The sequence below is a fragment of the Lelliottia sp. RD5 genome, assembly GCF_056032945.1.
Genome location: NZ_JBVYHQ010000001.1, coordinates 808706 through 835140 on the forward strand (window position 1 = coordinate 808706; position 26435 = coordinate 835140).

Here is a 26435-nt window from a genome sequence, read left to right on the forward strand (position 1 = left end):
TTCGGCAGACGATGTGCGTTATCTGCAAAAGCATTCTTTTCCGCTACTTGTCGATAACACATTGTTCACTAATGCCTTTTTGCATATAGCAAAGAACGATTTCTTATTTGGCGATAGCGAACGCTTATGGGAGCGTAACGGGACAAAACAAAAACAACGGGAAAGCAGAGGAATCTATGGCAACGCACAAAAAACATTATCAGCAGGTCGTGCTGGCACTCGGTTTACTGACGGCAGGCGGTATTTTATCGACACAGGCTCAGGCCGATCAGCTCGCGGATATCAAAGCCGCAGGCGTGGTGAAAGTCGCCACTTTTGACGCGAATCCGCCGTTCGGCTCCATCGATGCGAAAACACATGACATCGTCGGATATGACGTTGACTTTGCGAAAGCGCTCGCAAAATCCCTGGGCGTTAAGCTGGAACTGGTGGCGACGAATCCCGCCAACCGCATCCCTTTGCTGCAATCTGGAAAAGCCGATCTTATTGTCGCGGACATTACCATCACCCCGGAACGTGCACAGGTCATTGATTTCTCAACGCCCTATTTCGTAACCGGTCAGCAATTCCTGGTTCCGGTAAAATCGGCGGATAAACTCGACGATTACAGCAAGGCGCGCATTGGCGCGGTTAAAGGAACCACTGGTGAACAGGCGTTGCATCAGCGTTTCCCGCAATCCCGCGTACTTTCCTATGATGATATTCCGCTGGCGCTGACCGCGCTGCGAAACGGTAACGTCCAGGCGATCACGCAGGACAGCACCATTCTGGCGGGCTTGCTGGCGCAAGCCCCTGATAAAGCCAACTTCAAAATTCTGCCGGACCTGCTCAGTAAAGAAGAGATCGGCGTCGGCGTGAAAAAAGGCGAAACCGCCCTGCTCAACGTCGTCAACACCGAGCTGGTTAACCTTGAGAAAAGCGGCGAAGCGGCCAAAATCTATGACGTTTGGTTCGGGCCACAAACCCCTTCACCGCAGCCCCGCGCCTTTAAAATAATAGAAGCCCAGTAAGATGCTCTCAGGTTTATTCTCACGCTCCGCGGCTCGTGCCGCGGATTTTTCACATCTGGAACATGCCAGCGTTGAGTTCCGAAATGTGGTGAAACGCTACGGCGACCATCAGGTGCTTAACGGGATAAATTTCACCGTCGCCCCCGGCGAAGTGGTGGCCATCCTCGGCCCCTCGGGTTCAGGTAAATCCACCATGATCCGGCTCATCAATCAGCTCGAATCCCTGAACGGTGGTGACATACTGATTGATAACAAACCCACGCGCGCGCTGACCGGCACAGCCCTTCGTCAACTGCGAAGCCGTGTCGGATTTGTGTTCCAGCAATTCAACCTATACGCCCATCTCAGCGCGTCTGAGAACATCAGTCTGGCGCTTGAAAAAGTGCACGGCTGGACGCCGCCGCTGGCTCAGGCTCGCGCGCTAGCCCTGCTCGAACATGTCGGCATGGTGGAAAAAGCGCAGCATTATCCGGCACAGCTTTCCGGCGGGCAGCAGCAGCGCGTCGCGATTGCGCGCGCACTGGCGTCCTCACCACAAATTATCCTGTTTGATGAGCCGACATCCGCGCTCGATCCCGAGATGATCGGCGAGGTACTGCAGGTCATGAAATCCCTCGCCCACAGCGGGATCACCATGATTGTGGTAACGCATGAGATGCAGTTCGCTCGTGAGATTGCTGACCGGGTGGTGTTTATTGACGGCGGCGAGATCCTTGAGACCGCCCCGCCAGCGCAATTTTTCCAGCATCCGGAACATCCTCGCACCCGCCGTTTCCAGCAAAAAGTGTTAAACCCGCTTCATCAGGAGCAGCCGTAATGCCCGCGCTCGACTGGCAAGGTGTGTTGACCGGACAACCTGTGCAATGGATTTTATCCGGCTTCCTGACCACGCTGTGGGTGACGCTGGCGGGGATGATCATCGCCACCAGCCTGGCGATTCTGTTTCTGTTGTTACGCACGGCTGGCGGTAAAACGGGCAATATCATCGTTTCCGTCTGGGTATCGCTGTTTCGCAATACGCCGTTACTGGTGCAACTCCTGTTCTGGTATTTTGCGGCGTGGAACTGGCTGCCGTTTACGCTCCGGGATTACATCAATGGCGAACACACCTGGTCTGTTTTACCGGGCGACGTCTGGTGGTTCACGCCTGAGTTTTTATGTTCCGCCTGGGGACTTGGCGTGTTCACCTCAGCGTTTCTGGTTGAAGAAATTGAATCCGGGTTACAGGCTGTCTCGCGCGGGCAGCGGCAGGCTGCGCTTGCGCAAGGGTTTTCCTCATGGCAGATCTTCCGCTTTATCCTGCTCCCGCAAGGCCTCGCGCATGCGTGGCAGCCGGTTGTTGGCCAGTATCTGAACTTAATGAAACTCTCCTCGCTGGCCAGCGGCATTGGCTTTGCCGAGCTGACCTATCAGGTGCGCCAAATTGAAAGTTATAACGCGCATGCGCTGGAAGCCTTTACCGTCGGCACGGTGCTTTACCTGCTGACCGGCGTATTAATGGGGCTGCTGCTGGGCAAACTCGGTCCCACTTGCACAAAGCGTATTCAGCGAGCACCAAAAATCACGATTGCCACAGGGAGTGAAAACGCATGATCGCCGGACTGGCTGTGATAACCGATAACCTGGATTATCTGCTGTGGGGGCGGCTTTCCGCAGGCCAGCCCGGGGGCGTGTTGCTGACACTGCTGATGGCGTTGGGCGCGGCGGTTCTGGCTCTGCCCACGGGTATAGCACTGGCAAGTCTGGCCTGGCGTTTCCCTGGCATGGTGCGCAAGGTGCTTTATGTGTGGGCCGAAGTGATCCGCGGTATTCCGCTTATCTTTGTAATTTTCTGGCTGTGGTATTTGCTGCCACTGTTAACCGGTGGGGATATGCCCGGTGCCGTTACCGTAACCCTGGCGCTGGCATGGTTTACCGCGGCGGCGGTGATGCACTCGGTGTTAGCGGGCCTTCGCGCCCTGCCGACCGGGCAATACGAAGCCGCGCTGACGCAGGGTTTTGGCACGCAGCAAACGCTATGGTTAATATTACTCCCGCAGGTATTCCGCACCATTCTGCCATCGCTTTTGGGGATTTTTATCAGTCTGCTGAAAGACACGTCGCTGGCCTTTATTGTGAACGTTCCGGAGCTAACGACCGTGGCCGGACAGGTCAATAACCGGGTGCAAATTTACCCGGCAGCGATCTTTATCTTCACCGGCTTGGTGTATTACCTGCTTTGCTGCGCCCTGGAGCAAATAGCAAAACGCTGGCGGGCAACCCGGCCAGCGTTTTGAGGAATGTACGTGATGAGAATGCGCGATGCGCCTTCATGCTTACGCGGTGAATACAACCAAGTAGATATTTTTGGATTTCATAACGCTGTTGATTAAAACATTTTTGATTTGAGGAATAATGATTCGCACATTTTATTTAAAGGTAAACATGATGTGCGCGTCATTTTTAACGCTGATTTTCAAAAGTGGCATCTGAAAATAAATAACGCGGGGTATTACTATTGCAAACAAGTAACGCTGCCAGGATTATCCCGCCAGCGATTTGATGACGGTTTCCATCGCCTGAGTGGTTAACTCGCTGCGCTTGATGCGCTGGTTTGCCAGCGAAGTGCGCAAAACGCCTGCGATAACAATGTGTTTTGGTTCCTGGCCTAAATCGCGCATTTCAAGAACCACTTTGCCTACGACCCGGCACATCTCCTGATACAACGCTTCGTCTTTGGTGATATTGCCCATATTGCTCACTCCATTGGCCTTTTCGCCTAGCTTAAAGGATTCACTGGTTCTATACAAAGAAAAAGCCCGGCACAATGTGCCGGGCTTTAATAAAAAATAAATGTTTAATTGTTTACAGGAATAACTGCGCCTTTATATTTGGTGCGGATCCAGTCCTGAATTTCTTTTGAATGCAGTACGCTCACCAGCGCCACGATATCTTTCTTCTTCTCATCGCCACGATGCACCGTAATGATGTTGGCATACGGGTTATTTTCACCGCTCTCGACGGCGATAGGATCGTGAACCGGGTCCAGACCCGCATCGATGGCATAGTTGGCGTTAATCACTACCGCATCACCTTCGTCATTGTTATACATCTGCGGCAGCAGCGCGGCTTCGACGTTCGGGGTGAATTTCAGTTTTTTCGGGTTTTCAACGATATCGCTGATGCGTGCCGTTACTTTATCAATGCCCGGCTTCAGCTTGATAACGCCTTCTTTCTCGAAGATGGAAAGAATACGACCTTCTTCAGAGACCGCATCACGCATGATAATTTTGCCGCCTTCCGGCAGGTCTTTCAGCGACTTGTATTTTTTCGAGTAAATGCCAATAGGCTCGATGTGGATCGCGCCTGCACTGACGAAATCGTAATCTTTATCGCCTGCATGATCTTTCAGCACGCTGTTCAGGTAAGGAATGTGCTGGAAATAGTTCGCGTCGATGTCACGGCCCGCCAACGCGGTGTTCGGCAGGATGTAGTCCTGGAACGGTTTGATTTCCAGATCGATGCCCTGTTTTGCCAGAATCGGTTTAGCCTGCTCCAGAATTTCGGCATGTGGCGTGTTGGACGCTCCCACGGTCAGGGTGTCCGCCCAGGATGCAAAACTCAGGGCGCTCAGCGTTGCGGCGGCAATCAGTGTCAGTGTTTTTTTCATGATGTCGGTTCCTGTGTGTTTTTTAGTATGTGTAATTTCAGCGTTTATCGAGCAATGAAGTCATGACATCGCCGCAATACTGGATAATGAAAACGATGATTAAAATGGTCACCGTTGCCACCAGCGTGACGTCACCGTGGTTGCGCTGGAATCCTTCCAGATAAGCCAGATTTCCCAAACCGCCTGCCCCAATCACCCCGGCCATTGCGCTGTAGCTCACCAGGGCAATCAGCGTTACCGTGATGCCTGATACCAGCGCAGGGGATGATTCTGGCAATAAAACCCGAAAAATTAAGGTACTCAGTCGTGCACCCATTGAACGCGTCGCTTCGATAACCCCTTTATCCACTTCTCGCAGGGCGATCTCGACCAGGCGCGCATAGAAAGGGGCCGCACCGACAATCAGTGCAGGAAGTGCTGCATTCGCACCGAGAATGGTGCCGACAATCGTTTTGGTGAAGGGAATCAACAAAACAATCAGGATGATGAACGGGATAGAGCGGAACACGTTCACCACAATCGAGATCACGCTATACAGCGTTCGGTTCTGAAATAACCCGCCGCGCGCGGTTAAAAACAGCGCCAGGCCCAGTGCAATGCCGAGCACAAAAGTCGCGATCCCGGACAGTGCGGTCATGTACAACGTTTCAAGCGTCGCCGCCCAGAGTTGATCCCATTTCAGATGCGGGAAAAGTGTTTCAGCCATGCTTAATTACCTCACCGTCAATATCGCTGTGCTTCAGGTCGGCGAGGATATTGTTCAATTGTTCTTCTGTCGCCACCACGTGCAGCCATAGCTGGCCAAACACACCGTGGGCGGTTTGTGTCATTTTGCCGTGCAGGATATTAAACGGCAGGCCGTAACGCAGCGTCAGCTCACCGACAATCGGCTTGTGCGTGCTGTGCCCGGTAAACGTCAGCTTAATGACGGTGCCTTCAAGTTCATTTGCCAGCTCCGGGTTGAATGCCTCCTCGTCGTGATACTGACTCACCTGGCGTACGAACTGCCGGGTAATCGGTTTTTGCGGATGCGTGAAGACGCTCAGGACGTCGCCCTCCTCCACCACCTGACCATTTTCCATCACCGCCACGCGGTCGCAGATTTTGCGCACAACGTGCATCTCATGGGTAATCAGCACAATCGTCAGCTTGAAACGACGGTTAATGTCGAGCAGCAAATCAAGGATCTGATCGGTCGTCTGCGGGTCGAGCGCAGAGGTCGCCTCATCGCACAGCAACACATCCGGGTTATTAGCCAGCGCACGCGCAATGCCGACGCGCTGCTTTTGCCCGCCGCTCAACTGGGACGGATAGGCATTTTCGCGTCCTGTCAGGCCCACCAGCTCCACCAGTTCAGCCACCCGCGCCGTAATTTTGTTTTTCGGTACGCCCGCGATTTGCATGGAAAAGGCAATATTCTCATTGACCGTACGCGACCACAGCAGGTTGAAGTGCTGGAAAACCATGCTGATTTTCAGTCGCGCCTGGCGCAATGCTTCGCCCTTCGCCGATGAGATGTCATGACCGTTAATCGTCACATTGCCGGACGTCGGTTTTTCCAGACCGTTCAGCAGGCGAATCAGCGTACTTTTTCCGGCGCCGCTATAGCCAATAATTCCGTAAATCTGTCCCTGCTCAACCGTCAAATTGACGTTATCAACAGCGGTGAGCGACACTTTCCCGTTGTCAAAAACCTTCGAAATATTCCTGAGAACAATCATTATTTTACTTATCCGTTACGCATATAGCGGTTTAGCAGTATGGATGTCCAAACGATAATAAACAGACGTTATCATGATTTAAATGAACAAAATAGTCTTTCTTATAACCTCCAGAAATATGTAGCGTGGCAACTGGCCGCAGGAGGATTAGCTTATTTTCAGCAATCATTATCTGTCAGATGCATATGTGACGGTGTAGTTGACGTAAAAACGCGCATTTTTGCAGCATTTTGCGCTTAGATAGCCATCCTCCCATCTGGAGCACTTGACGGCTTGCAGTCCTTACCGCTAAAAACGTTATTTATATTACTTTCCGTTCTATAAGGCAGTGAAACGTTCTTTATTGAGTAGATTTCACAGTCCTATCATCCAGCCATGTTCCTTTTCTGGAAAAGACCATGGCGATTTATCACTCCGTTACCGAACTGATCGGCCGCACGCCGATGATTCAGCTTCATAAACTGAATACCGGTCCGTGCTCACTCTTTTTAAAACTCGAAAACCAGAATCCCGGCGGCTCCATTAAAGACCGCGTGGCGCTGTCGATGATTAATGAAGCCGAGCGTAAAGGTCTGCTCGCACCGGGCGGGACCATTATTGAAGCCACCGCCGGAAACACCGGGCTGGGGCTGGCGCTGATTGCCGCGCAAAAAGGCTATGCCTTAATTCTGGTCGTCCCCGACAAAATGAGCCGCGAAAAAATCTTCCATCTCCGTGCGCTGGGTGCGCACGTTGTGCTGACGCGGTCCGACGTGAATAAAGGTCATCCGGCGTATTACCAGGATTACGCCCAGCGGCTGGCAGAGGAGACGCCAGGCGCATTTTATATTGACCAGTTCAATAACGAGGCGAATCCGCTGGCTCATCGCACCTCCACCGCGCCGGAGCTGTTTGAACAGCTTGGCGGCAGCATTGACGCCATTGTGGTTGGCGTAGGATCGGGCGGGACGCTTGGCGGGTTGCAGGCGTGGTTTGCCGAGCACTCGCCACACACCGAGTTTGTCCTCGCCGATCCGGCCGGATCGGTACTGGCCGATCAGGTGGAGTCCGGTCGTTATCAGGAAGCGGGTTCGTGGCTGGTGGAAGGCATCGGCGAGGATTTTATCCCGCCGCTGGCTCACATCGAAGGGGTGCACCAGGCGTTTCGCGTGAGCGATCGTGAAGCCTTTGCCACTGCGCGCGACCTGTTGAAAACCGAAGGCATTCTGGCCGGCTCCTCGAGCGGTACGTTGCTCGCGGCGGCGCTGCGATACTGCCAGGCGCAAACCACCCCCAAACGGGTGGTGACGTTTGCCTGCGACAGCGGCAACAAATATCTGTCGAAAATGTTTAATGACGACTGGATGCGCCAGCAAGGGCTGATCGCGCGTCCTCGATCGGGCGATCTGTCTGACTACATTGCGCTACGCCATGACGAAGGGGCCACCGTGACCGCCGCGCCCGATGACACGCTCGCCACCGTTCTGGCACGAATGCGCCTGTATGACATTTCCCAGCTTCCGGTGCTGGAGAACGGCCAGGTTGTCGGCATCGTCGATGAATGGGATCTGGTCAGCCATATCGCGGGAGACGAAGCGCGTTTCGCCCTGCCCGTGACGCACGCCATGACCCGTCACGTTGAAGTGCTGGATAAACATTCGCCAGAGAGCGCGCTGAAGCCGATTTTCGATCGCGGCCTGGTCGCCGTCATTAATGACCATGACCGTTTTCTCGGTCTGATAACGCGCAGCGATGTCCTCACCGTCTGGCGCAACCGTCTACAACAATAAGGAGAACACCATGAAAACACTGGCCACGTTAAGCGTCCACAGCGGCGAGTTTCACGATCAGCATGGCGCGGTGATGCCGCCGATTTATGCCACATCAACATTTGCGCAACCGTCACCCGGCAATCACACCGGATACGAGTATTCCCGCAGCGGCAATCCGACCCGCCATGCGCTGGAAACCGCCATCGCTGAACTGGAGAGCGGCACGCGCGGGTTTGCGTTCGCATCAGGGCTGGCGGCTATCGCCACCGTGCTGGAGCTGCTGGATAAAGACAGCCATATTGTCGCGATTGACGATGTTTACGGCGGAACGTATCGCCTGATAGAGAATGTGCGCAAACGCAGTTCAGGCCTGCAGGTGAGCTGGGTTGAGCCCGGCGACCTTGCCGGGATCGACGCGGCCATCCGCCCCGAGACCAAAATGATATGGGTGGAAACCCCGACCAATCCCCTGCTGAAACTGGCCGATCTCGCGGGGATCGCCGATATCGCCCGTCGCCATAACATTATTAGCGTCGCGGATAACACCTTTGCGTCGCCGGTCATTCATCGTCCGCTGGAGTTTGGTTTTGATATCGTGGTGCATTCTGCGACGAAATACCTCAACGGCCACTCGGACGTGGTCGCCGGGCTGGCGGTGGTCGGCAGTAATAGCGCGCTGGCAGAAAAGCTGGGGTATTTGCAAAATGCGATTGGTGGCGTCCTCGATCCGTTCAGCAGTTTCCTGACGTTACGTGGAATTCGTACCCTTGCGTTGCGCATGGAAAAACACAGCGCGAATGCGCTGGCGATTGCGCAACGGCTGGAGCAGCATCCACAAATTGAAAAAGTCTGGTTCCCGTGGCTGGAATCTCATCCACATTATCAGCTTGCCCGCACCCAGATGGCGCTGCCCGGTGGGATGATTTCGGTGGTGGTCAAAGGGGATGCGCAACGGGCAACGGACATCATCCGTAAGCTGAAATTATTTACGTTGGCCGAAAGCCTGGGCGGTGTGGAAAGCCTTGTTAGCCAGCCGTACAGCATGACCCATGCGTCTATTCCTCTCGATCAGCGGCTGGCAAAGGGCATAGTTCCACAGCTGATTCGCCTGTCTGTCGGAATAGAGGATGTGAACGACCTGATTGCCGACCTGGAACACGCGCTGACAATTTAACCCTTTTGCGGCAGAGAGGTCATCTGCCGCAACAACCTGCTCTGGCACCTTAACGCGTTGATAACAATCTTATGTGAAACTGCACAGATTATTTTTGAAACGCCGTTTCCATTTTCCTTTTGTCTGAAAATCAGCGTATAATGCGCGCCTAATCCCTGGTGAATGGTTTCAGCCCTTGGAATACAAAAAACAACGTAAAATTTCTCCTCTCCTTCGTTGGGCTGATACTCAGGCACACTTTCTTCTGCACGCTCATTTGATGTCACCTATCCTTAGTGCGTGCCATTTAAAATTTCGCAACACAGGTTTGACTCCGCGGCAGTGCGCCCCCGGAGCGAGATTCCCATATCCTTCCCAACTTAAAAGACTAAGACTGTCATGAAAAAGACGAAAATTGTTTGCACCATCGGCCCGAAAACCGAATCTGAAGAGATGCTGAGCAAAATGCTGGACGCCGGCATGAACGTAATGCGTCTGAACTTCTCTCACGGCGATTATGCTGAACACGGTCAGCGTATTCAGAACTTGCGCAACGTGATGAGCAAGTCGGGTAAAAAAGCCGCCATTCTGCTGGATACCAAAGGCCCAGAAATCCGCACCATTAAACTGGAAGGCGGCAACGACGTCTCCCTGAAAGCCGGTCAGACCTTCACCTTCACCACGGATAAAACCGTTGTGGGTAACAGCGATATCGTGGCTGTAACTTATGAAGGCTTCACCAGCGATCTGTCTGTTGGCAACACCGTACTGGTGGACGATGGCCTGATCGGTATGGAAGTCACCGCGATCGAAGGCAAAAACGTTGTTTGTAAAGTACTGAACAACGGCGACCTGGGCGAAAACAAAGGCGTTAACCTGCCAGGCGTTTCTATCGCCCTGCCAGCGCTGGCTGAAAAAGACAAACAGGACCTGATCTTTGGTTGCGAACAAGGCGTTGACTTTGTTGCTGCTTCCTTCATCCGTAAGCGTTCTGACGTTGTCGAAATCCGTGAACACCTGAAAGCCCACGGTGGCGAGAACATCCAGATCATCTCCAAGATCGAAAACCAGGAAGGCCTGAACAACTTCGACGAAATCCTCGAAGCGTCAGACGGCATCATGGTTGCGCGTGGCGACCTGGGCGTTGAGATCCCGGTTGAAGAAGTTATCTTCGCGCAGAAGATGATGATCGAGAAATGTGTGCGTGCGCGTAAAGTGGTTATCACCGCAACACAGATGCTTGATTCTATGATCAAAAACCCACGCCCTACCCGTGCAGAAGCCGGCGACGTCGCGAACGCCATCATTGATGGTACCGACGCAGTAATGCTGTCCGGTGAGTCCGCGAAGGGTAAATACCCGCTGGAAGCTGTAACCATCATGGCAACCATCTGCGAGCGTACTGACCGCGTGATGACCAGCCGTCTGGACAGCAACAACGATAGCCGTAAGATGCGTATCACCGAAGCCGTTTGTCGTGGCGCGGTTGAAACGGCTGAAAAACTGGATGCGCCGCTGATCGTTGTAGCGACCCAGGGCGGTAAATCTGCGAAAGCCGTGCGTAAATACTTCCCAAGCGCGACCATCCTGGCGCTGACGACCAACGAAACCACTGCGCGTCAGTTGGTTCTGAGCAAAGGCGTGATCCCACACCTGGTCAAAGAGATTGCCTCTACCGACGATTTCTATCGTCTGGGTAAAGAAGTTGCCCTGCAGCTGGTCGATCGTGGTCTGGCACGTAAAGGCGACGTTGTTGTGATGGTTTCTGGTGCACTGGTTCCAAGCGGCACCACAAATACGGCATCTGTTCACGTGCTGTAATCATTAACAAACGAATTGTTTTTTACAAAAAGCGCCCTCGGGGCGCTTTTTTATTTTTGACAACGCCATGTTTATTCTAAAAGCAAATCGAGTTTTTCTATTTAAGAGTGAATTATCTAAGATGAATCCGATGATAAATCCCTTTTTTAACATAGCTTTTTTAAAGAATTGCCCGGATTCGTTGTTTCTTTGAGCGAACGATCAAAATTAAGGGTATTCCCATCAAAAAAATATTCTCAACCTAAAAAACTTTGTGTAATACTTGTAACGCTACATGGAGATTAACTCAATCTAGAGGGTATTAATAATGAATCGTACTAAACTGGTACTGGGCGCGGTAATCCTGGCTTCTACTATGCTGGCAGGTTGTTCTTCTAACGCTAAAATCGATCAACTGTCTTCTGACGTTCAGACTCTGAACGCTAAAGTTGATCAGCTGAGCAACGACGTGAACGCAATGCGTTCTGACGTTCAGGCTGCTAAAGACGACGCAGCACGCGCTAACCAGCGTCTGGACAACCAGGCTACTAAATACCGTAAGTAATAGTACCTGTTAATAAAATGGCGCACATTGTGCGCCATTTTTTTGCCTGTTTTCCGCGAATCCCTACTGCATCACCACGTCCTGCTCGCCTTCAGAGACTGCCGCTGAAACACGAGTGTTCTGCACCGACAACACCGCACTGTTCGCAGAAGGGCCATTACCGGCCGACACGGCGACCGGAATCCCGGCACGACGCGTTAACGCTTTGTCGATCAGCGCCTTGTCATTCCCTTCCTGAGACACAAAAGACGCAAAGTCTGCGTTGTGGAGGATTGGCGTGGTTTGCGGGTTCTCGCCTTCTGTTTGCGCCAGAGGACGGTGCACCTCAATGTAGTGCCTGCCATCCGGTTCTACCGAGAACTTCACAGGTTCATTGATGATCTGCACGCGCGTCCCCACGCGGGCCTGCGCAAACAGCGCTTTGATATCCGGGGCGTTCATTCGCATGCACCCGGAACTGACACGCAGCCCGACGCTATCGGGAGCGCTGGTGCCGTGGATAAGATATTCCCCATTACCTATCCCCAGACGCAACGCAAAGCGCCCTAACGGGTTATTAGGCCCTGCTGGTACTACCGGCGGCAGTTTGATGCCCTGAGCCAGTGAGCGCGCTCTGATGCCCGCTGTAGGCGTCCAGGTTGGATTAGGGATCTTCTGGCTTACCCGCGTGGTGCTGACCGGCGTCTCCAGTCCTAATTGCCCTATCCCTAACGGATAGACCTGGACGATATTTTCACCCGGCGGGAAATAATAGAGCCGCAGTTCGGCCAGGTTCACCACAATGCCTTCTCGCGGCGTATCAGGGAGCAGCATTTGCGACGGGATCGTAATCACCGTGCCGGGCGCAGGATAGACCGGTGCAATCGTATTATTGGTTTCGAGGATCAGTTGCGCCGCCGTATTAAATCGTCGGGCAATAGCCTGCAAATTTTTATCCCCTTCCTGAATGGAATAGGTTTGATTTTGACCGATAAGACGGCTTCCCGCAGGCGGCAACGGGTAATCCATCGCGCTGGCAGAATGCAGGCCACCGAAAGAGCTAATCAGTAAAAGAGTAATAAGAGACGCGCGCTTCATGCTGAGATTCCTTATTCACTGACAGGACGCCAGAAAGCTGAAAAACCCGCGAGATGGGAACCACCTCGCGAAACATGAATGAATGCTGTTTTGTTAGTTTAGCTAATGTTGGCGGCTTTGGAGCGGATTGCGCGGATCATCGCTTCCAGCCCCTGAGATCGGGAGGGGGTTAAATGCTGTGCCAGCGCCATTTTTTCGAACCACGAGCGAATGTCGAAGGCGACAATATCCTGCGCGGACATCTGGTGATACAGAATGAAAACGACGGCCACCAGGCCTTTGACAATCGCCGCATCACTATCACCCTGTAACTCAATCACGCCATCATCGTTCTGGCGCATCACAATCCACACCTGACTCTGGCAGCCCTGAATAATATTCTCCGGGCTATGTGCCTCTTCGCTGAGAACCGGCAGTCGCTGCCCCAGCTCAATGATGTACAGGTACTTTTCTTCCCAGTTGGCGCAACGGGTAAAGTTACGCAACAGTTTATCTCTGTCCGGCAACGCGGCCATCTCTTGCCTCTCTCTTATCCCAGGAGGTGATGGATGCGTTTCAGCCCCGTCACCAGCCTGTCGACCTCTTCCGTCGTGTTATACATCACCAGCGACGCGCGGCACATTGCCGGCACCTGGTAAAACGCCATCAGCGGCATTGCGCAGTGGTGACCCGTGCGGACCGCCACGCCATAGTTATCCAGGAAACTGCCCACATCGTAGGCGTGATGTTTGCCCAGATTAAAGGCAATAACGCCTTTACGCGAGTCAGGACCATACAGGGTCAAATCCGGCACGCTGGCCAGTTCCGCGAGCGCATAGCGCATCAGAGACGCTTCGTACTCTGCGATAGCATCCAGCCCGATCGTCGAAACGTAGTCGATTGCCGCACCCAGCCCAATGATCCCGCCGGTATTCGGCGTACCCGCTTCAAACCGCCACGGGGCTTTGGCGTACGTCGTCCCCTGCGTCAGGCTGACGGTCGCGATCATCGATCCGCCCCCTTCCCACGGCGGCATCGCCTGCAAAATAGCGTCTTTCACATACAGCACACCGATACCGGTAGGGCCATAGAGTTTGTGGCCGGAAAACACGTAAAAATCACAGTCCAGCACCTGCACGTCAACGGTGTGATGCATAACGGCCTGCGCACCATCCACCAGCACTTTTGCGCCAGCCTGATGCGCTTTCGCAATGATTTCAGCGACCGGATTCTCCGTGCCCAGCACGTTAGAGATCTGCGTCATCGCCACCAGTCGCGTACGCGCATCGAGCAGCGCGTCGAGCTGCTCCAGCTGCAACGTGCCGTCCACATTGAGTGGGATGACGCGCAGCTGCGCACCTACACGCTCGCAGAGCATCTGCCACGGCACGATATTGGCGTGGTGCTCCATCTGGGTGATCACAATATTATCGCCCGCCTGCACTTGGGCATTGCCCCAGCTATTGGCGACCAGGTTAATCCCTTCGGTCGTGCCGCGCACAAACACCAGCTCTTCCGGCGAACGGGCATTGAGGAATGTCGCCACCTGCGTGCGGACAGTTTCCATACGCTGCGTGGCTTCCGCGCTCAGGGTATGGATCCCGCGATGCACGGCCGCATAGCCGTGGCGGTAAAATTCCATCTCGGCGTCAATCACCTGATTCGGCTTTTGCGCACTGGCTGCGCTGTCAAGATAGGCAAGCGGCAAACCGTTGACTTCACGGGTCAGGACAGGGAAATCCGCCCGCACTTTCTCTACCGGGAAACTCATGCTTTGCCTCCAGGCAAACGCTGACCAATGCGCGCCAGCACCTGCTGTTTGAGTACTTCGTCGCCGAGTGCTTCCGTCAGTTCCGCAGCAAACGCGTAGATGATCATTTTCTGCGCGGCCTGTTTGTCAATCCCACGCGAACGGAGATAGAACATCTGTTCGTCGTCGATACGACCGACCGTCGCGCCATGGCTGCATTTCACGTCATCGGCGTAAATTTCCAGCTGCGGCTTGGTATCCACCTCAGACAAACGCCCCAGCAGCAAATTGTTGTTGGTCATCTGCCCGTCGGTTTTGATAGCGTGTTGCGCAACATTGATCATGCCGTTAAACACCGCACGCCCCTTATCGTTGACGATAATTTTGTGCATCTGACGGCTATTGCAGTAGCCCTTATTATGCTCAACCCAGGTGCGCGTATCGCACACTTCAGATTTCACCGGCATCGCCAGGCTGTTAATGCGCAGTGTGGTATTTTCGCCGTTGAGCTGGGTACTGGTGTTATGGCGCAGCACCGAACCGCCGAGCAGGAAGCTGTGGCTAAACGCCGCCGCATCGGCTGCCATAAAGAGATCGTTATGGGCAAAATGGTGACACGTCGGGTTTTCGAACGCCAGCTTGATGTGATGCAGTTGCGCATTCGCCGCGACGTTCATCGTCACGCGCGCGCCGGTGAAATGCGCAGTCTCGTTCAGGCTGACGTAATGCTCAAGAATGGTCGCATCGGCCCCTTCGGCCAGTTCAACATGGTGACGATAATGCGCGGTGTTGACCTCGTCGCCCTCAAGACCCTGCGTGATATGCAGCAGCAGCAACGGTTTTGCCGGACGCTGATTACGCTTAACGCGAATGTGCGTCACGCTCGGAGAAAGGCTTTCGGTCAGATGCAGAAACACGTCCGGCTGCACTGGCGCGGGCAAGGCCTGACGATTGTCGTTAATCTCAACGTCAAAACCGCTGCCTTCGGTGCTATCGCTAAGTGACGGGTTATAGCACCCGTCGACAAACACCAGGCGCACGGCGTCAATATTCAGCGCCAGCGCATCGCGCTGAGCCGGGCTAACGTCCGCCAGCCGCGTCACAAACTGGCTGTTCAGCAAGCCGTCCAGCGGGGTGTATTTCCAGTTCTCATGCTTACGCGTCGGCAGGCCCAGCCGCAGCATGTGTTGCAGATGCTGCTGCGCGTATTCCGAACGCGTTTTGCCCTGCGCTTCAAACAGGCGATGCCACTGCTGCAGCGCGTTACTGCTGTTCGGTAAGCCAGCCATAGCCCTGCTCCTCCAGTTGTTTGACCAGCGTAAAATCACCCGATTTCACAATACGGCCCTGGTACAGCACGTGGACGTGATCCGGTTTGATATAGTCCAGAATGCGCTGGTAGTGGGTGACGATAATGAACGAACGTTTTCCATCACGCAGGGAGTTCACGCCATCAGCGACAATTTTCAGCGCATCAATGTCCAGCCCGGAGTCGGTTTCATCCAGAATGCACAGCTCAGGTTCAAGCACCGCCATCTGCAGAATGTCGTTACGCTTTTTCTCACCGCCGGAGAACCCCACGTTCACCGAGCGGGTCAGCAAATCTTCCGGCATTTTCAGCAGTTTGATCTTCTCTTCCATCAGATCCTGAAAATCAAAACGATCCAGTTCTTCTTGACCGCGGTATTTCCGCACCGCATTCAGAGACGTTTGCAGGAAGAACTGGTTGCTGACGCCCGGGATTTCGACCGGGTACTGAAAAGCCATGAAAATGCCTTCGCCCGCGCGGTCTTCCGGTGACAGTTCCAGCAAGTCTTTGCCTTTGAATTCAACCGTTCCGCCGACGACTTCATAGTCTTCACGTCCGGCAAGCGTAGCCGACAGCGTGCTTTTACCAGAACCATTCGGGCCCATAATGGCGTGCACTTCGCCCGGACGAACCTCGATGTTCAGCCCGCGCAGGATCGCTTTATCTTCCACACTGACCTGTAAATCTTTAATGCTTAACATGTGCTTTCCTTAATCCTTAACCGACGCTGTGTTCGAGGCTAATTGCCAACAGTTTTTGTGCTTCAACGGCGAATTCCAGCGGCAGTTCAGAGAACACGTCTTTGCAGAAGCCGTTCACGATCATCGAAATGGCATCTTCTTCGCTGATCCCGCGCTGCAGACAGTAAAACAGCTGATCTTCACCGATGCGTGAAGTGGTGGCTTCATGTTCAAGCTGAGCCGTATTGTTACGGCACTCCACATACGGGAAGGTGTGCGCGCCGCAGTCGGTGCCAATCAGCATCGAGTCGCATTGGGTAAAGTTGCGTGCGTTGGTGGCCGTCGGCATGATTTTCACCAGGCCGCGATAGCTGTTCTGGCTGTGTCCGGCGGAGATCCCTTTCGAAATAATCGTCGATTTGGTGTTTTTACCGATGTGAATCATTTTGGTGCCGGTATCGGCCTGCTGATGCCCGCTGGTCAGCGCTACGGAGTAGAACTCACCGATGGAGTTATCCCCGCGCAAAATGCAGCTCGGGTATTTCCAGGTGATGGCTGAGCCGGTTTCTGACTGTGTCCAGGACATTTTGCTGTTTTCACCTTCGCACAGCGCGCGTTTGGTGACGAAATTCAAAATCCCGCCCGTATTGCCATCGCCCGGGAACCAGTTCTGCACGGTGGAATATTTCACTTCCGCATCTTTATGGATAATCACTTCCACCACGGCTGCGTGCAGCTGGTAGCTGTCGCGCACGGGCGCAGAACACCCTTCGATATAACTGACGTAGCTGCCTTCGTCGGCCACCAGAATGGTGCGCTCGAACTGTCCGGTTTTTTCAGCGTTGATACGGAAATAGGTCGACAGTTCCATCGGGCAACGCACGCCTTTCGGGATGTAAATAAAGGTCCCGTCAGAGGCCACGGCGGCATTGAGTGCAGCAAAGAAATTATCGTTACTCGGCACAACGGTGCCGATGTACTTTTTCACCAGATCCGGATGATCGTGGATCGCTTCGCCGAATGAACAGAAGATAATGCCCTGCTCCGCCAGCTTGCCGCGATAGGTCGTGGCGACGGAAACGGAGTCAAAAATGGCATCGACCGCCACTTCGCGTCCTTCACGGACCGGCACGCCGAGCTGTTCAAACGCCTCTTCCACCTCTTTACTCAGATAACTATTTTCCCCGGTCTGCTGCACAGCGCCAGGCTGTGAGGCACAGGTATCGTCACAGCTACCGCAGGACGGCGCGGAGTAATAGCTGTAATCCTGATAGTTCAGATGTTTATAGTGCGCCTTCAGCCAGTGCGGCTCTTCCATCTCCAACCATGCGCGAAATGCGCTCAGGCGAAATTCGAGCATCCATTCTGGCTCGTTACGCTTTGCCGAGATTGCCCGCACGACATCTTCGTTAATGCCTTTTGCGAGCTCATCAGTTTGTAGCTGGGTGAAGAACCCCTCTTTGTAATTGAGGTGCCCGCCGCTCCAGGTGTTGACATCGTCAGTTGCTTCAGTATTACGAGACATAGTACCGCCTATACCCCAAAGCTTTCGCCGCAGCCGCATTCGTTCTGGGCTTTCGGGTTATTAAATTTGAATAACTGGTTTAAACCTTCGCGCACGAAATCGACTTCTGTTCCATCGATAAACGGCATGGCCTGGAGGGCGACAAACAGCTTCGCGCCGTCCGTTTCAAAGATCAGATCGTCTTTCTCAGGCTCGGTGACCGTATCCAGCACGTAGCCAAAGCCCGCACAGCCGGTCTGTTTCACGCCTAAACGCAAACCCACTATTTCCGGTTTTTTATCGATTAATTCGTGAATCTGCGCCGCCGCAGTCGGCGTGAGAGTCAATCCACGCCAGGCGAAATCAGCAGGGTTAAAGGTTTCTGAATGCAGTTCCATAGGTCCACCTCGTCTATTGAGCCACTACGGGCATAACACCATGTTAGTGATAACGATTATCACTTCAACCCCCTGACAGCAGGGGCTTTCGGCTTAATCGCCCTTTTTGGCTACTTTACTTAAGCATAGACCCTGCCACGGCTGGCAGGAGCGTTGGATAAAATAATGCAATACATTGATAAATAATGGATTATAAAAAGCTAATCGCTGCAACGGGTTACCCTGTTAAAGATGTATAGATAATGCCTATTTTTAAAATAGACAGAGCAGAATTTCCAGGAAAATACTGAAACAGGGTGAAAATGGCGCGTCGAGCGGGCGATTTGGCCGTCAGGCGCTAGACTTTAGGAGACACCAAAAGGAGATTACTATGTCATCACATGATTTTGAGAATGAAGCCGATCGCCTGGCGAATAAAGCCTTTAACAAAGCTGACGAACTTGCTGGAGAAGCGCAATCCCAGTTTGGCGCTGCGGTTGACTCTCCGAAACATCAGCTTAAAGGCGCAGCACGAAAATATGCCGCCAAAGCGTCGGATGTGGCAGATGATGTGTCTGAAAGAGTGCGTGATAATCCGCTTACTGGATTGATGGCCGCAGGTGCCATTGGCCTCATTATTGGCCTGTTGATGGGTCGTAAATAACACTTTCACTCTGGCCCGCAAGGGCCTTTTTTACAATCCCGCTTCGTGGAACGACACCGAAAACCCCTGCTCTCGCCAGTGATCCAGCTGTTCCTGCTGACGTGGTGTAGCGGTTTTACCCGTCCAGACAAAGATTTTTTGCCCCGGGAAAAGCTCCGGGCGTGGGGAATCGATCGGCTCTGCTAACACGTCAATATGCCAGCCTTTATGGGAAAGCCGGGCAGCTTCAAGCCACAGGCGCGTGCGGTCTTCGCACTCCCATCCCATTAACAGCGCGTCTTTGCCTGGTTTTTTGCGCGACTCTACAAGAGAAGCCGCCGCAACCTCAATGAGCACGCCGTCTAGCAGACTTGCCATATGGCGAACCGTGTTTTGATCGAGACTCATGCGTTGGCGGACCGGGACAAGAATATGATCGATGAGGGCTTCAACGGAATGCTCACGGCGGAAGTCAGCAAGTTTGGCGCGCAGTTTTGCCGGGCTGGCGTAGCGCAAGACCAGCATCATCTCTTCCTGATATGCCGTCCAGCTACTCTCCGTGACCAGTTCCTGCGTGCCCAAAAGGGCTTTCACCTTGCCCACCGAAACGCCGCTCTTCATAAGACGTTTAATTTCTTCGATGCGCAGAATGTCTTCTTCATCGAACTGGCGATGGCCGCCTTCGCTGCGCTGCGGTTTCAACAAACCATAGCGACGCTGCCATGCACGCAGCGTAACTGGGTTGATTCCGCATCGTTCGGCGACTTCGCCGATACTGTAATAGGCCATTAGCTCCCTCACGCTCAATACTTCCATACTAAAACTAACTAACCTTATCAGATTGTACAAACGAAATGTATAACTAAGAACCCGGATGACAGCAAGTATTAGTCTTACAAACCCGGATTAGGTTTATGCATTGTTGTACAAACTTTACGGCATGTATCGCTTAGCATGAGGGAGATTTACGGCAACGTTAGAAATCGACTTTCTTTTCAGGCCAGGCAATCGGCGGAATGCCCCCCAGTTTTGGGCTGGCAAAAAGATGCCCCTGAAACTCAGAAATGCCCGCCGATTCAAGCCACATCCACTCTTCCGCTTTTTCAACGCCCACGGCGCAAAACTGGATTTCCAGTGAGGCGCAGCATTTGATGATGGCCTGGACAATCGCCTGGCGCGGGCCGCTTTTATGCACATCCGCAACCAGTTCGCGGTTGATCTTGATACGATCTGGCTGGAATTGCGCCAGCAGCAGCAAGCCTGCAAAACCGGCACCAAAGTGATCGATCGCCACGCTGATGCCGGCGCTCTTGAGCTGTCGGACCGCCCCTTTGAATTCGGTGAGCCGCGAAATCACTTCACTTTCGGTGAATTCGATAATGATTTGCTCAGGCACCAGACCATTGGCGGCAATTTCTTTCAGCAGGAAATCGACGGCATCAGGCACATTGACCAGCGTCATCGGCAGCAGATTCAGGGATAACGTCTGGCCTTCAAGGCCCAGCGCACTCGCCATAGATAGCGCCACCTGTTTGCTTTTCAGATCAGATTCGTAAATCGCATTCCCGGTCAGCGACGCAAAATAAGTGACCGGGGACTCGCCATACGGCGTTCGCAGCAGCGCTTCCCAGGAGACAACTTGTTGAGTCAACGGGTCAACAATAGGCTGAAACGCAAAGCTACAGTCTGCCCCTTTGGCGATCACTTGAGGCTGGCGTGAAAACGCATCCTCTTCGGGGATGAAATCCCACGAATCGCCCGGCGGAATCTCGAAATAGTTTTCTTTTTCAGTGGCTTCGACAAAGGTTCGGAAGAACTGTAGCGCACGATCGTTGTACGTCAGCTGATAGCGCGTTGTCCCTTTATTCAACACCTGCTGAAGCACTTCTTCCCTGTCATAGCGCCTCAGATCAAAGAGTTCCATTCCTACATGGCCAAATCGTCTTGATGGACCGTAGTCATAGAGCAACTCCACCAGATTGTAGTGCCGGGTGTCCTGGCAAATATGCTCGTAGATACGCCTGACGCTCTCTTCTGGCCCTTCCAGCAGCTGGAAAAAGTGCATTCCGTTAAATAATAAAATCCCTGTGACGTCAGAGTGCCGATTCTTATCGGCGGCAGCCTCTACCATCTTTTCCAGAGATTTAACTGGAACGTCCGCGCAGATATGGCTGCGGTAAATAATGGTTGTGAGCATGATTTTCCAGGGTGTTTTTGAGTGGGTCACACATGCAAATGGTGTGAATATCGCTTGTTATACCATATTAGTTGCTTAACAAATAATTTACAGCTCAAGGATTTAGCTGTTTTTTTGCTCCGTTTTTCCGCCTTGTACAACTTTGCTTTTGCATACACGTTGTACAATATATCCTTTGCATAATCCTGCATTCGTGACAAACGTAACGCATTGATTTATATAAAACCTGTTACAAAAAATGAAAAAATATGAAAATACTGTACATTTTTAATGTACAGATTTAAGAAAAGTGTATACCTTATTTGTAACGTTACTGATTACTCATTTTTACAGGATCGAAACATGCGCCAGAACGGATACCAACCCGATGCCGCCACTGCCATTGCACAATACTTTGACAAGGCCGCCTTACCTACCCAGCAGGAGACGCTCGGACAGGTGGTTGTCGAAATCCTGCGTGACGGGCGCAGCCTGAACCGCAAGACGCTGTGTGCCAAGCTCCTGTGCCGTCTTGAAGATGCATCGGATTTGGAAGAAGAGAAACATTATCAAACGCTTATCGGATTACTGTTTGATCGCTGAAGTTCGCAAAACAATTAACAGGTTTCCTGGTTTGTCAGTCAACGGGACGAAGGAGCGCTGAGGGCTAGCAAAGACCAGGCGATCGGAAATGCTGTTAGAGATGCTGTTATGAATAGACGTGGTGTAGACAAAATAGTTGACGAGCTTATTGGTGAAGCCGTTCTTTCGCTTTTGAAAGAGAACGGCCCCATCAATACGCATGCATTAACGCAAAGATTACGGAATATGAAAGCTCATGAAAAGGATCCTGAGAGGCGGGAAGCCATAGCAGCGGTTATTGCAGAGATAAGCGGCAATGATGTGGCGTTTAAACATTACAGAGCCGTGCAAAACCCAGCGAATCGAGAGGGATCTCAAAGGATGAATAATAACAACGTTGTTCCTTTATTCAGCAACGGAAAGCCTGCCGATCCAAAGAAAATACATTGACTGCCAACCGCCACTTAACCATCACGGTGAGAATAAATGAGACAGAATATTCAGGTTCAACCCGAATTTAATACAGCAAACTTTGATAGCGCAGTATCAGAATATTTTCGTAACGCAGGCGATCGGTTTGCGGATGAGTCCGCTGTCTTTAACGCTGCGGTGCGTGATGTGCTGGTAAACGATGGGTATGTCTCCAACAAAGCGATCATTCTTTGGCTCATTCATGCGCTGGAGTCGACGAGCGATGTCGTTCGCGCCGACGTGATACGCAAAACGCTGGAAATCGTTGTGGGTTACACCATGGATGATATTTAACGCCCGCACCTCAATCCCTGTAACGTGTCATCGTCAAATGTGTCGAGCATCATGACGATGACACGCTCTTCTAAGCAACAATCCCTTCAATAAAACCTGATATATCAATGAAATGAATATATGGCATGGATTCTGCTTATGTCCTGCTTTCGAGAGTGTTTCCCGCTGAACCTCTCTTCATTTCTTAACAGGTCTGTTATTGATGAAAAAAGTCGCAAGCGTCTGCCCTTACTGCGGTGCAGGCTGTAAATTAAACCTCGTTGTCGAAAACAATCGTATTATCCGCGCCGAAGCCGCCGATGGCGTCACGAATCAGGGTACGCTGTGCCTGAAAGGTTTTTACGGTTGGGATTTTCTGAACGATACCCGACTCCTCACCCCTCGCCTGACCCAACCGATGATCCGCTACAACAAAGGTGACGCCTTTACGCCCGTCACCTGGGAAGAGGCGATCCGTTACACCGCGAATAAACTGAAAACGATCAAAGAACACTATGGCCCACGATCCATTATGACCACCGGGTCATCACGCGGAACGGGCAACGAAACCAACTATGTGATGCAGAAATTTGCTCGCGCCGTCCTGAACACCAACAATGTCGACTGCTGCGCGCGCGTATGTCACGGCCCGTCTGTTGCCGGTTTGCAGCAAACGCTCGGGAACGGGGCGATGAGTAACTCGATTAACGATATCGAGAACTCAAAATGCCTGCTGGTGTTTGGCTATAACTGTGCAGATTCTCACCCTATCGTGGCGCGACGCGTGCTGAAAGCGCGTCAGAACGGCGCGAAAATCATCGTTTGCGACCCGCGTCGTATCGAAACCGCCCGCATCGCCGATCAACATTTACCGCTCAAAAACGGCAGCAATATGGCGCTGGTTAATGCGTTCGGCTACGTCCTGCTGGAAGAGGAGTTGTACGACAAAACCTACGTCGCACGCTTTGCTGAGGGGCTCGATGCCTATCGTGAGACCGTCAAAGATTACGCCCCAGAAAAGGTTGAGCATCTGACCGGCATTCCCGCGCGGGACGTGCGTCAGGCAATGCGCATCTTTGCGGCCGCGCCGTCTGCCACGGTGATGTGGGGCATGGGCGTGACGCAGTTTGGACAAGCGGTGGATGTGGTAAAAGGGCTTTCCAGCCTGGCGCTGCTGACCGGGAATCTTGGTCGTCCTGCCGTTGGCGTCGGCCCGGTTCGCGGTCAAAACAACGTGCAGGGCGCGTGTGATATGGGCGTTCTGCCCAACATGTTCCCCGGCTATCAGGATGTCACCGATCCTGAAATACGTCAGAAATTTGCCGACGCGTGGGGAATTGACGCCACCAAAATGGACGATCAGCCAGGCGTTCGCATCACCGAAGTCCCGCATCTGGCGCTGGAAGGCAAGGTGAAAGCCTATTACATCATGGGCGAAGATCCGCTTCAGACCGAGGCCGATCTGGGCCTGGTGCGCAGCGGTTTTGAGGCTCTCGATTTCGTTGTGGTGCAAGATATCTTCATGACCAAAACGGCGGAAGTGGCGGACGTGCTGCTGCCCGCGACGTCCTGGGGTGAGCACGGCGGGGTATTCACCTGCGCCGATCGCGGATTCCAGCGTTTTGGCAAGGCGATCGAGGCCACCGGCAACGTGAAGCGCGACTGGGAGATCATCAGTCTGCTGGCCAGCGAGATGGGTTATCCGATGCATTACGATTCCAACCAGCAAATCTGGGACGAAATGCGCGAGCTGTGCCCGCTGTTTTACGGTGTCACCTACGAAAAAATGGGCGAGATGGGTCATATTCAGTGGCCATGTCCGACGCTGGATCACCCAGGCACGCCGTACCTGTACAAAGATAATCAGTTCGATACGCCGAGCGGCAAAGGTCAGCTGTTCGCCGCTCCGTGGCGCGCACCTGCCGAAGTGCCGGACCCGGATTATCCGCTGGTACTCTGCACCGTGCGTGAAGTCGGACATTACTCCTGCCGCTCCATGACCGGTAACTGCGCTGCGTTGCAAAGTCTGGCCGATGAACCGGGGCGCGTACAGATTCACCCGGCGGATGCCGACGCGTTGGGCATTGCGGATGGACAACTGGTGTGGGTGCGTTCGCGTCGCGGGAAAGTGATTACCCGTGCCAGCGTCAGTGAGCGCATTAACGCCGGTGCGGTTTACATGACTTATCAGTGGTGGATTGGGGCGTGCAATGAACTGACCCAGGATAACCTCGATCCGATTTCCAAAACGCCCGAAACCAAATATTGTGCGGTGCAGCTTGAGGCTATCGACGATCAGCGTTGGGCGGAGGATTATGCCGCGACGGCCTATCAGTCGATGAAATCACGGTTAATCAGTGCGGTGAACGTTTAGCAGAGCATTAACGGGAATGAACAGCAAAGAGGCTCGCCGGTGCGAGCCTCTTTTTTATCGCTTACTCTTTGTTTTGCTCTTTGGCTTCGACCTCGCGATACCAGCGTGGATGGTGTTTCTTCGCCCAACGACGGCTCACCTTCCCTTCAATCATCCCCTTCACTGACCCTTTCACCCAGAACGCCATATACATATGGATCAGGATGGCGTGAATCAAAATAATCGCCGCCGTGGCATGAATTAACAGACTCCAGCGCACCACCGTCATCGGGAAATAATGGGCAAAATAGGGACGCCAGATAATCACGCCCGTCGCCAGCAGCACAAAAATCATGCTCATAATGCTCCAGAACATCATTTTCTGTCCGGCGTTATATTTGCCGACGTCCGCCACTTTGTGTTCGTTGCCTTTCAGCACTTCAACAATCCCTTTTATCCAGGGCAGATCCTGTTTATCCGGAATGTTGTGATGCACGAAACGCACAAACATAAACATCAGCGCAAAGAATATCAGTACGCCAAAAAACGGATGCAGAATACGCCCCATTTGCGGTGTGCCGAAGGTCTGAGTGAGCCACTGAAGCGTCGGGAAAAAGAGCGCAATCCCGGAGAGAGAGACCAGGAAGAAGCAGATCACTACCGTCCAGTGACAGGCGCGATCGATAAACTTCGTGCGCAGGATCATTTTGCTCTTACTCATGATCGTTCTCCTCTTCATCGTCGTCCGTCTCTTTGTTTGGCCCCACACCGATATAGTGGTAAATCAGTCCGGCAAACGTGGCGATAAATCCGGCTGCAGAGAGCGGCTTCAGAATGCCTTTCCACAGGTTGACCGGGACGTCGATTTTCGGATCGTTTGGCAGATTGTGATACAGCTCCGGCTGGTCGGCATGGTGCAACACGTACATCACATGCGTGCCGCCCACGCCCTGCGGGTTGTAAACGCCGGCATGCGCATAGCCGCGTTTTTTGAGCTGCGCCACGCGCGTCTCCCCCATCTCCAGCATCTCTTTTTTGCTGCCGAAATGAATCGCGCCGGTCGGACACGTTTTGACGCACGCCGGTTCCTGGCCGACGGTCACGCGATCCACGCACAACGTACATTTGTAGACGCGGTTATCGTCAGGATTCAGACGGGGAATGTTGAACGGACAGCCGGCGATGCAGTATCCGCAACCGATGCAGTGCTCGGACTGAAAATCCACAATCCCGTTGGCATACTGGATAATCGCCCCGGCAGACGGGCAGGCTTTGAGGCAGCCCGGATCCGCGCAGTGCATGCAGCCGTCCTTGCGGATCAGCCACTCCAGCTTGTTGTTTTGCGTGGTTTCGCTAAAGCGCATCACCGTCCAGGATTTGGCCGTCAAATCCATCGGATTGTCGTACACGCCTTCGCACACCCCCACTTCATCGCGAATATCATTCCATTCGGAACAGGCGACCTGACAACCTTTACAGCCGATGCAGGTTGAGACATCGATAAGCTTCGCGACTTCGGTTTTGAAGTCCCGCGCATGGGGCGGAGGCGTGAAGCCGTTGGTGGCCGAACGCTTGATAATATCTTGTGATTGCATGGACATAGGTGGCCTCC

At 53.1% G+C, this 26435-nt stretch carries 30 protein-coding genes; 14 read left to right on the plus strand and 16 right to left on the minus strand.

Going from position 1 to position 26435, the window contains the following annotated elements:
- The first annotated feature begins 176 nt into the window (after positions 1-176).
- The 4 genes from AC0LWE_RS04040 to AC0LWE_RS04055 are packed head-to-tail and all read left to right on the plus strand — an operon-like array spanning position 177 to position 3286.
- Positions 177-1010, plus strand: coding sequence for an ABC transporter substrate-binding protein (locus tag AC0LWE_RS04040; protein WP_202666903.1), 834 nt, complete (start codon positions 177-179; stop codon positions 1008-1010).
- A 1-nt stretch (position 1011) separates the two neighbouring features.
- Positions 1012-1827, plus strand: coding sequence for an amino acid ABC transporter ATP-binding protein (locus AC0LWE_RS04045; protein ID WP_474264846.1), 816 nt, complete (start codon positions 1012-1014; stop codon positions 1825-1827).
- Positions 1827-2603 (plus strand): amino acid ABC transporter permease, encoded by a 777-nt coding sequence (locus tag AC0LWE_RS04050; protein ID WP_219346671.1) that lies wholly within the window; start codon positions 1827-1829, stop codon positions 2601-2603. The genes AC0LWE_RS04045 and AC0LWE_RS04050 overlap by 1 nt, the downstream gene beginning before the upstream one ends.
- Positions 2600-3286, plus strand: coding sequence for an amino acid ABC transporter permease (locus AC0LWE_RS04055; protein WP_219346672.1), 687 nt, complete (start codon positions 2600-2602; stop codon positions 3284-3286). Before AC0LWE_RS04050 ends, AC0LWE_RS04055 begins: the two co-directional genes overlap by 4 nt.
- A gap of 246 nt (positions 3287-3532) precedes the next feature.
- Here the strand turns inward: AC0LWE_RS04055 and fumD are convergent, their stop codons facing one another.
- The 4 genes from fumD to AC0LWE_RS04075 form a co-directional block, all read right to left on the minus strand.
- A complete protein-coding gene (gene fumD / locus AC0LWE_RS04060) occupies positions 3533-3742 on the minus strand; it encodes a fumarate hydratase FumD (RefSeq protein ID WP_012017168.1) in 210 nt (69 codons plus the stop codon).
- A gap of 104 nt (positions 3743-3846) precedes the next feature.
- Positions 3847-4659, minus strand: coding sequence for a MetQ/NlpA family ABC transporter substrate-binding protein (locus AC0LWE_RS04065; protein ID WP_059178142.1), 813 nt, complete (start codon positions 4657-4659; stop codon positions 3847-3849).
- Between the two features lie 37 nt (positions 4660-4696).
- Complete coding sequence (locus AC0LWE_RS04070) at positions 4697-5365, minus strand: methionine ABC transporter permease (RefSeq protein WP_059178143.1); 669 nt, start codon at positions 5363-5365, stop codon at positions 4697-4699.
- Positions 5358-6380, minus strand: a complete 1023-nt coding sequence (locus AC0LWE_RS04075) for a methionine ABC transporter ATP-binding protein (RefSeq protein WP_202666906.1) — start codon at positions 6378-6380, stop codon at positions 5358-5360. Before AC0LWE_RS04075 ends, AC0LWE_RS04070 begins: the two co-directional genes overlap by 8 nt.
- A 398-nt stretch (positions 6381-6778) precedes the next feature.
- Between AC0LWE_RS04075 and AC0LWE_RS04080 the strand changes: the two genes are divergently transcribed.
- On the plus strand, positions 6779-8149 hold the full coding sequence (locus AC0LWE_RS04080; RefSeq protein WP_219346673.1) for a pyridoxal-phosphate dependent enzyme: 1371 nt from the start codon (positions 6779-6781) through the stop codon (positions 8147-8149).
- Positions 8150-8159: 10 nt separating this feature from the next.
- Positions 8160-9305, plus strand: a complete 1146-nt coding sequence (locus AC0LWE_RS04085; protein WP_219346674.1) for a trans-sulfuration enzyme family protein — start codon at positions 8160-8162, stop codon at positions 9303-9305.
- Here the strand turns inward: AC0LWE_RS04085 and AC0LWE_RS04090 are convergent.
- Positions 9302-9571 (minus strand): hypothetical protein, encoded by a 270-nt coding sequence (locus tag AC0LWE_RS04090; protein ID WP_156421711.1) that lies wholly within the window; start codon positions 9569-9571, stop codon positions 9302-9304. The two genes, AC0LWE_RS04085 and AC0LWE_RS04090, sit on opposite strands and share 4 nt — an antisense overlap.
- Here AC0LWE_RS04090 and ynhH point away from each other — a divergent pair.
- The 3 genes from ynhH (at position 9481) to AC0LWE_RS04105 (ending at position 11649) form a co-directional block, all read left to right on the plus strand.
- Positions 9481-9687 (plus strand): protein YnhH, encoded by a 207-nt coding sequence (gene ynhH / locus AC0LWE_RS04095; protein ID WP_419720718.1) that lies wholly within the window; start codon positions 9481-9483, stop codon positions 9685-9687. The genes AC0LWE_RS04090 and ynhH overlap by 91 nt on opposite strands.
- Positions 9684-11105 (plus strand): pyruvate kinase PykF, encoded by a 1422-nt coding sequence (gene pykF, locus AC0LWE_RS04100; RefSeq protein WP_012017162.1) that lies wholly within the window; start codon positions 9684-9686, stop codon positions 11103-11105. Before ynhH ends, pykF begins: the two co-directional genes overlap by 4 nt.
- Before the next feature lie 307 nt (positions 11106-11412).
- Positions 11413-11649: a major outer membrane lipoprotein gene (locus AC0LWE_RS04105; RefSeq protein ID WP_012017161.1), complete on the plus strand. Its 237-nt coding sequence runs from the start codon at positions 11413-11415 to the stop codon at positions 11647-11649.
- A gap of 63 nt (positions 11650-11712) precedes the next feature.
- On the opposite strand, the gene ldtE is transcribed toward AC0LWE_RS04105, so the two are convergent.
- From ldtE to sufA, 7 genes are all read right to left on the minus strand, one after another.
- Positions 11713-12726 (minus strand): L,D-transpeptidase LdtE, encoded by a 1014-nt coding sequence (gene ldtE, locus AC0LWE_RS04110; RefSeq protein ID WP_174342007.1) that lies wholly within the window; start codon positions 12724-12726, stop codon positions 11713-11715.
- 98 nt (positions 12727-12824) lie between these two features.
- On the minus strand, positions 12825-13241 hold the full coding sequence (gene sufE / locus AC0LWE_RS04115) for a cysteine desulfuration protein SufE (protein ID WP_216981489.1): 417 nt from the start codon (positions 13239-13241) through the stop codon (positions 12825-12827).
- Between the two features lie 14 nt (positions 13242-13255).
- A complete protein-coding gene (gene sufS / locus AC0LWE_RS04120; protein WP_219346675.1) occupies positions 13256-14476 on the minus strand; it encodes a cysteine desulfurase SufS in 1221 nt (406 codons plus the stop codon).
- Positions 14473-15744 carry a Fe-S cluster assembly protein SufD gene (sufD, locus tag AC0LWE_RS04125; protein WP_174342010.1) on the minus strand — a complete coding sequence of 424 codons (1272 nt, stop codon included), beginning with the start codon at positions 15742-15744 and terminating at the stop codon, positions 14473-14475. The genes sufS and sufD overlap by 4 nt, the downstream gene beginning before the upstream one ends.
- Positions 15719-16465 (minus strand): Fe-S cluster assembly ATPase SufC, encoded by a 747-nt coding sequence (gene sufC, locus AC0LWE_RS04130; RefSeq protein WP_202693571.1) that lies wholly within the window; start codon positions 16463-16465, stop codon positions 15719-15721. Before sufC ends, sufD begins: the two co-directional genes overlap by 26 nt.
- Positions 16466-16481: 16 nt before the next feature.
- The gene (gene sufB, locus AC0LWE_RS04135; RefSeq protein ID WP_059178154.1) at positions 16482-17969 is read right to left on the minus strand and encodes a Fe-S cluster assembly protein SufB; all 1488 of its coding nucleotides are present in this window, start codon (positions 17967-17969) and stop codon (positions 16482-16484) included.
- 8 nt (positions 17970-17977) lie between these two features.
- Positions 17978-18346, minus strand: coding sequence for a Fe-S cluster assembly scaffold SufA (gene sufA / locus AC0LWE_RS04140; RefSeq protein WP_202693572.1), 369 nt, complete (start codon positions 18344-18346; stop codon positions 17978-17980).
- Between the two features lie 370 nt (positions 18347-18716).
- Between sufA and AC0LWE_RS04145 the strand changes: the two genes are divergently transcribed.
- Positions 18717-18989, plus strand: a complete 273-nt coding sequence (locus AC0LWE_RS04145) for an ElaB/YgaM/YqjD family protein (protein ID WP_012017153.1) — start codon at positions 18717-18719, stop codon at positions 18987-18989.
- 30 nt (positions 18990-19019) lie between these two features.
- Here the strand turns inward: AC0LWE_RS04145 and AC0LWE_RS04150 are convergent, their stop codons facing one another.
- Positions 19020-19757, minus strand: coding sequence for a MerR family transcriptional regulator (locus tag AC0LWE_RS04150; RefSeq protein WP_131489390.1), 738 nt, complete (start codon positions 19755-19757; stop codon positions 19020-19022).
- 187 nt (positions 19758-19944) lie between these two features.
- Positions 19945-21165: a diguanylate phosphodiesterase gene (locus tag AC0LWE_RS04155; protein WP_219346676.1), complete on the minus strand. Its 1221-nt coding sequence runs from the start codon at positions 21163-21165 to the stop codon at positions 19945-19947.
- Positions 21166-21507: 342 nt separating this feature from the next.
- On the opposite strand from AC0LWE_RS04155, the gene ycgZ reads away from it, so the two are divergent.
- From ycgZ to fdhF, 4 genes are all read left to right on the plus strand, one after another.
- A complete protein-coding gene (gene ycgZ, locus AC0LWE_RS04160) occupies positions 21508-21747 on the plus strand; it encodes a regulatory protein YcgZ (protein ID WP_059178158.1) in 240 nt (79 codons plus the stop codon).
- 108 nt (positions 21748-21855) lie between these two features.
- Positions 21856-22176 (plus strand): hypothetical protein, encoded by a 321-nt coding sequence (locus tag AC0LWE_RS04165; RefSeq protein ID WP_059178159.1) that lies wholly within the window; start codon positions 21856-21858, stop codon positions 22174-22176.
- Positions 22177-22212: 36 nt separating this feature from the next.
- Complete coding sequence (locus tag AC0LWE_RS04170) at positions 22213-22491, plus strand: biofilm/acid-resistance regulator YmgB/AriR (RefSeq protein WP_131489389.1); 279 nt, start codon at positions 22213-22215, stop codon at positions 22489-22491.
- A 202-nt stretch (positions 22492-22693) separates the two neighbouring features.
- Complete coding sequence (gene fdhF / locus AC0LWE_RS04175; RefSeq protein WP_219346677.1) at positions 22694-24844, plus strand: formate dehydrogenase subunit alpha; 2151 nt, start codon at positions 22694-22696, stop codon at positions 24842-24844.
- 61 nt (positions 24845-24905) lie between these two features.
- On the opposite strand, the gene fdnI is transcribed toward fdhF, so the two are convergent.
- Positions 24906-25544: a formate dehydrogenase-N subunit gamma gene (fdnI, locus tag AC0LWE_RS04180; RefSeq protein ID WP_059178162.1), complete on the minus strand. Its 639-nt coding sequence runs from the start codon at positions 25542-25544 to the stop codon at positions 24906-24908.
- Positions 25537-26424 carry a formate dehydrogenase subunit beta gene (gene fdxH / locus AC0LWE_RS04185; RefSeq protein WP_219346678.1) on the minus strand — a complete coding sequence of 296 codons (888 nt, stop codon included), beginning with the start codon at positions 26422-26424 and terminating at the stop codon, positions 25537-25539. The genes fdnI and fdxH overlap by 8 nt, the downstream gene beginning before the upstream one ends.
- Positions 26425-26435: the final 11 nt, after the last annotated feature.

Coding starts and splice junctions, on each gene's coding strand:
- AC0LWE_RS04040 (WP_202666903.1), top strand. CDS start 177: ATGGCAACGCACAAAAAACATTATCAGCAGGTCGTGCTGGCACTCGGT.
- AC0LWE_RS04045 (WP_474264846.1), top strand. CDS start 1,012: ATGCTCTCAGGTTTATTCTCACGCTCCGCGGCTCGTGCCGCGGATTTT.
- AC0LWE_RS04050 (WP_219346671.1), top strand. CDS start 1,827: ATGCCCGCGCTCGACTGGCAAGGTGTGTTGACCGGACAACCTGTGCAA.
- AC0LWE_RS04055 (WP_219346672.1), top strand. CDS start 2,600: ATGATCGCCGGACTGGCTGTGATAACCGATAACCTGGATTATCTGCTG.
- fumD (WP_012017168.1), bottom strand. CDS start 3,742: ATGGGCAATATCACCAAAGACGAAGCGTTGTATCAGGAGATGTGCCGG.
- AC0LWE_RS04065 (WP_059178142.1), bottom strand. CDS start 4,659: ATGAAAAAAACACTGACACTGATTGCCGCCGCAACGCTGAGCGCCCTG.
- AC0LWE_RS04070 (WP_059178143.1), bottom strand. CDS start 5,365: ATGGCTGAAACACTTTTCCCGCATCTGAAATGGGATCAACTCTGGGCG.
- AC0LWE_RS04075 (WP_202666906.1), bottom strand. CDS start 6,380: ATGATTGTTCTCAGGAATATTTCGAAGGTTTTTGACAACGGGAAAGTG.
- AC0LWE_RS04080 (WP_219346673.1), top strand. CDS start 6,779: ATGGCGATTTATCACTCCGTTACCGAACTGATCGGCCGCACGCCGATG.
- AC0LWE_RS04085 (WP_219346674.1), top strand. CDS start 8,160: ATGAAAACACTGGCCACGTTAAGCGTCCACAGCGGCGAGTTTCACGAT.
- pykF (WP_012017162.1), top strand. CDS start 9,684: ATGAAAAAGACGAAAATTGTTTGCACCATCGGCCCGAAAACCGAATCT.
- AC0LWE_RS04105 (WP_012017161.1), top strand. CDS start 11,413: ATGAATCGTACTAAACTGGTACTGGGCGCGGTAATCCTGGCTTCTACT.
- ldtE (WP_174342007.1), bottom strand. CDS start 12,726: ATGAAGCGCGCGTCTCTTATTACTCTTTTACTGATTAGCTCTTTCGGT.
- sufE (WP_216981489.1), bottom strand. CDS start 13,241: ATGGCCGCGTTGCCGGACAGAGATAAACTGTTGCGTAACTTTACCCGT.
- sufS (WP_219346675.1), bottom strand. CDS start 14,476: ATGAGTTTCCCGGTAGAGAAAGTGCGGGCGGATTTCCCTGTCCTGACC.
- sufD (WP_174342010.1), bottom strand. CDS start 15,744: ATGGCTGGCTTACCGAACAGCAGTAACGCGCTGCAGCAGTGGCATCGC.
- sufC (WP_202693571.1), bottom strand. CDS start 16,465: ATGTTAAGCATTAAAGATTTACAGGTCAGTGTGGAAGATAAAGCGATC.
- sufB (WP_059178154.1), bottom strand. CDS start 17,969: ATGTCTCGTAATACTGAAGCAACTGACGATGTCAACACCTGGAGCGGC.
- sufA (WP_202693572.1), bottom strand. CDS start 18,346: ATGGAACTGCATTCAGAAACCTTTAACCCTGCTGATTTCGCCTGGCGT.
- AC0LWE_RS04145 (WP_012017153.1), top strand. CDS start 18,717: ATGTCATCACATGATTTTGAGAATGAAGCCGATCGCCTGGCGAATAAA.
- AC0LWE_RS04150 (WP_131489390.1), bottom strand. CDS start 19,757: ATGGCCTATTACAGTATCGGCGAAGTCGCCGAACGATGCGGAATCAAC.
- AC0LWE_RS04155 (WP_219346676.1), bottom strand. CDS start 21,165: ATGCTCACAACCATTATTTACCGCAGCCATATCTGCGCGGACGTTCCA.
- ycgZ (WP_059178158.1), top strand. CDS start 21,508: ATGCGCCAGAACGGATACCAACCCGATGCCGCCACTGCCATTGCACAA.
- AC0LWE_RS04165 (WP_059178159.1), top strand. CDS start 21,856: ATGAATAGACGTGGTGTAGACAAAATAGTTGACGAGCTTATTGGTGAA.
- AC0LWE_RS04170 (WP_131489389.1), top strand. CDS start 22,213: ATGAGACAGAATATTCAGGTTCAACCCGAATTTAATACAGCAAACTTT.
- fdhF (WP_219346677.1), top strand. CDS start 22,694: ATGAAAAAAGTCGCAAGCGTCTGCCCTTACTGCGGTGCAGGCTGTAAA.
- fdnI (WP_059178162.1), bottom strand. CDS start 25,544: ATGAGTAAGAGCAAAATGATCCTGCGCACGAAGTTTATCGATCGCGCC.
- fdxH (WP_219346678.1), bottom strand. CDS start 26,424: ATGTCCATGCAATCACAAGATATTATCAAGCGTTCGGCCACCAACGGC.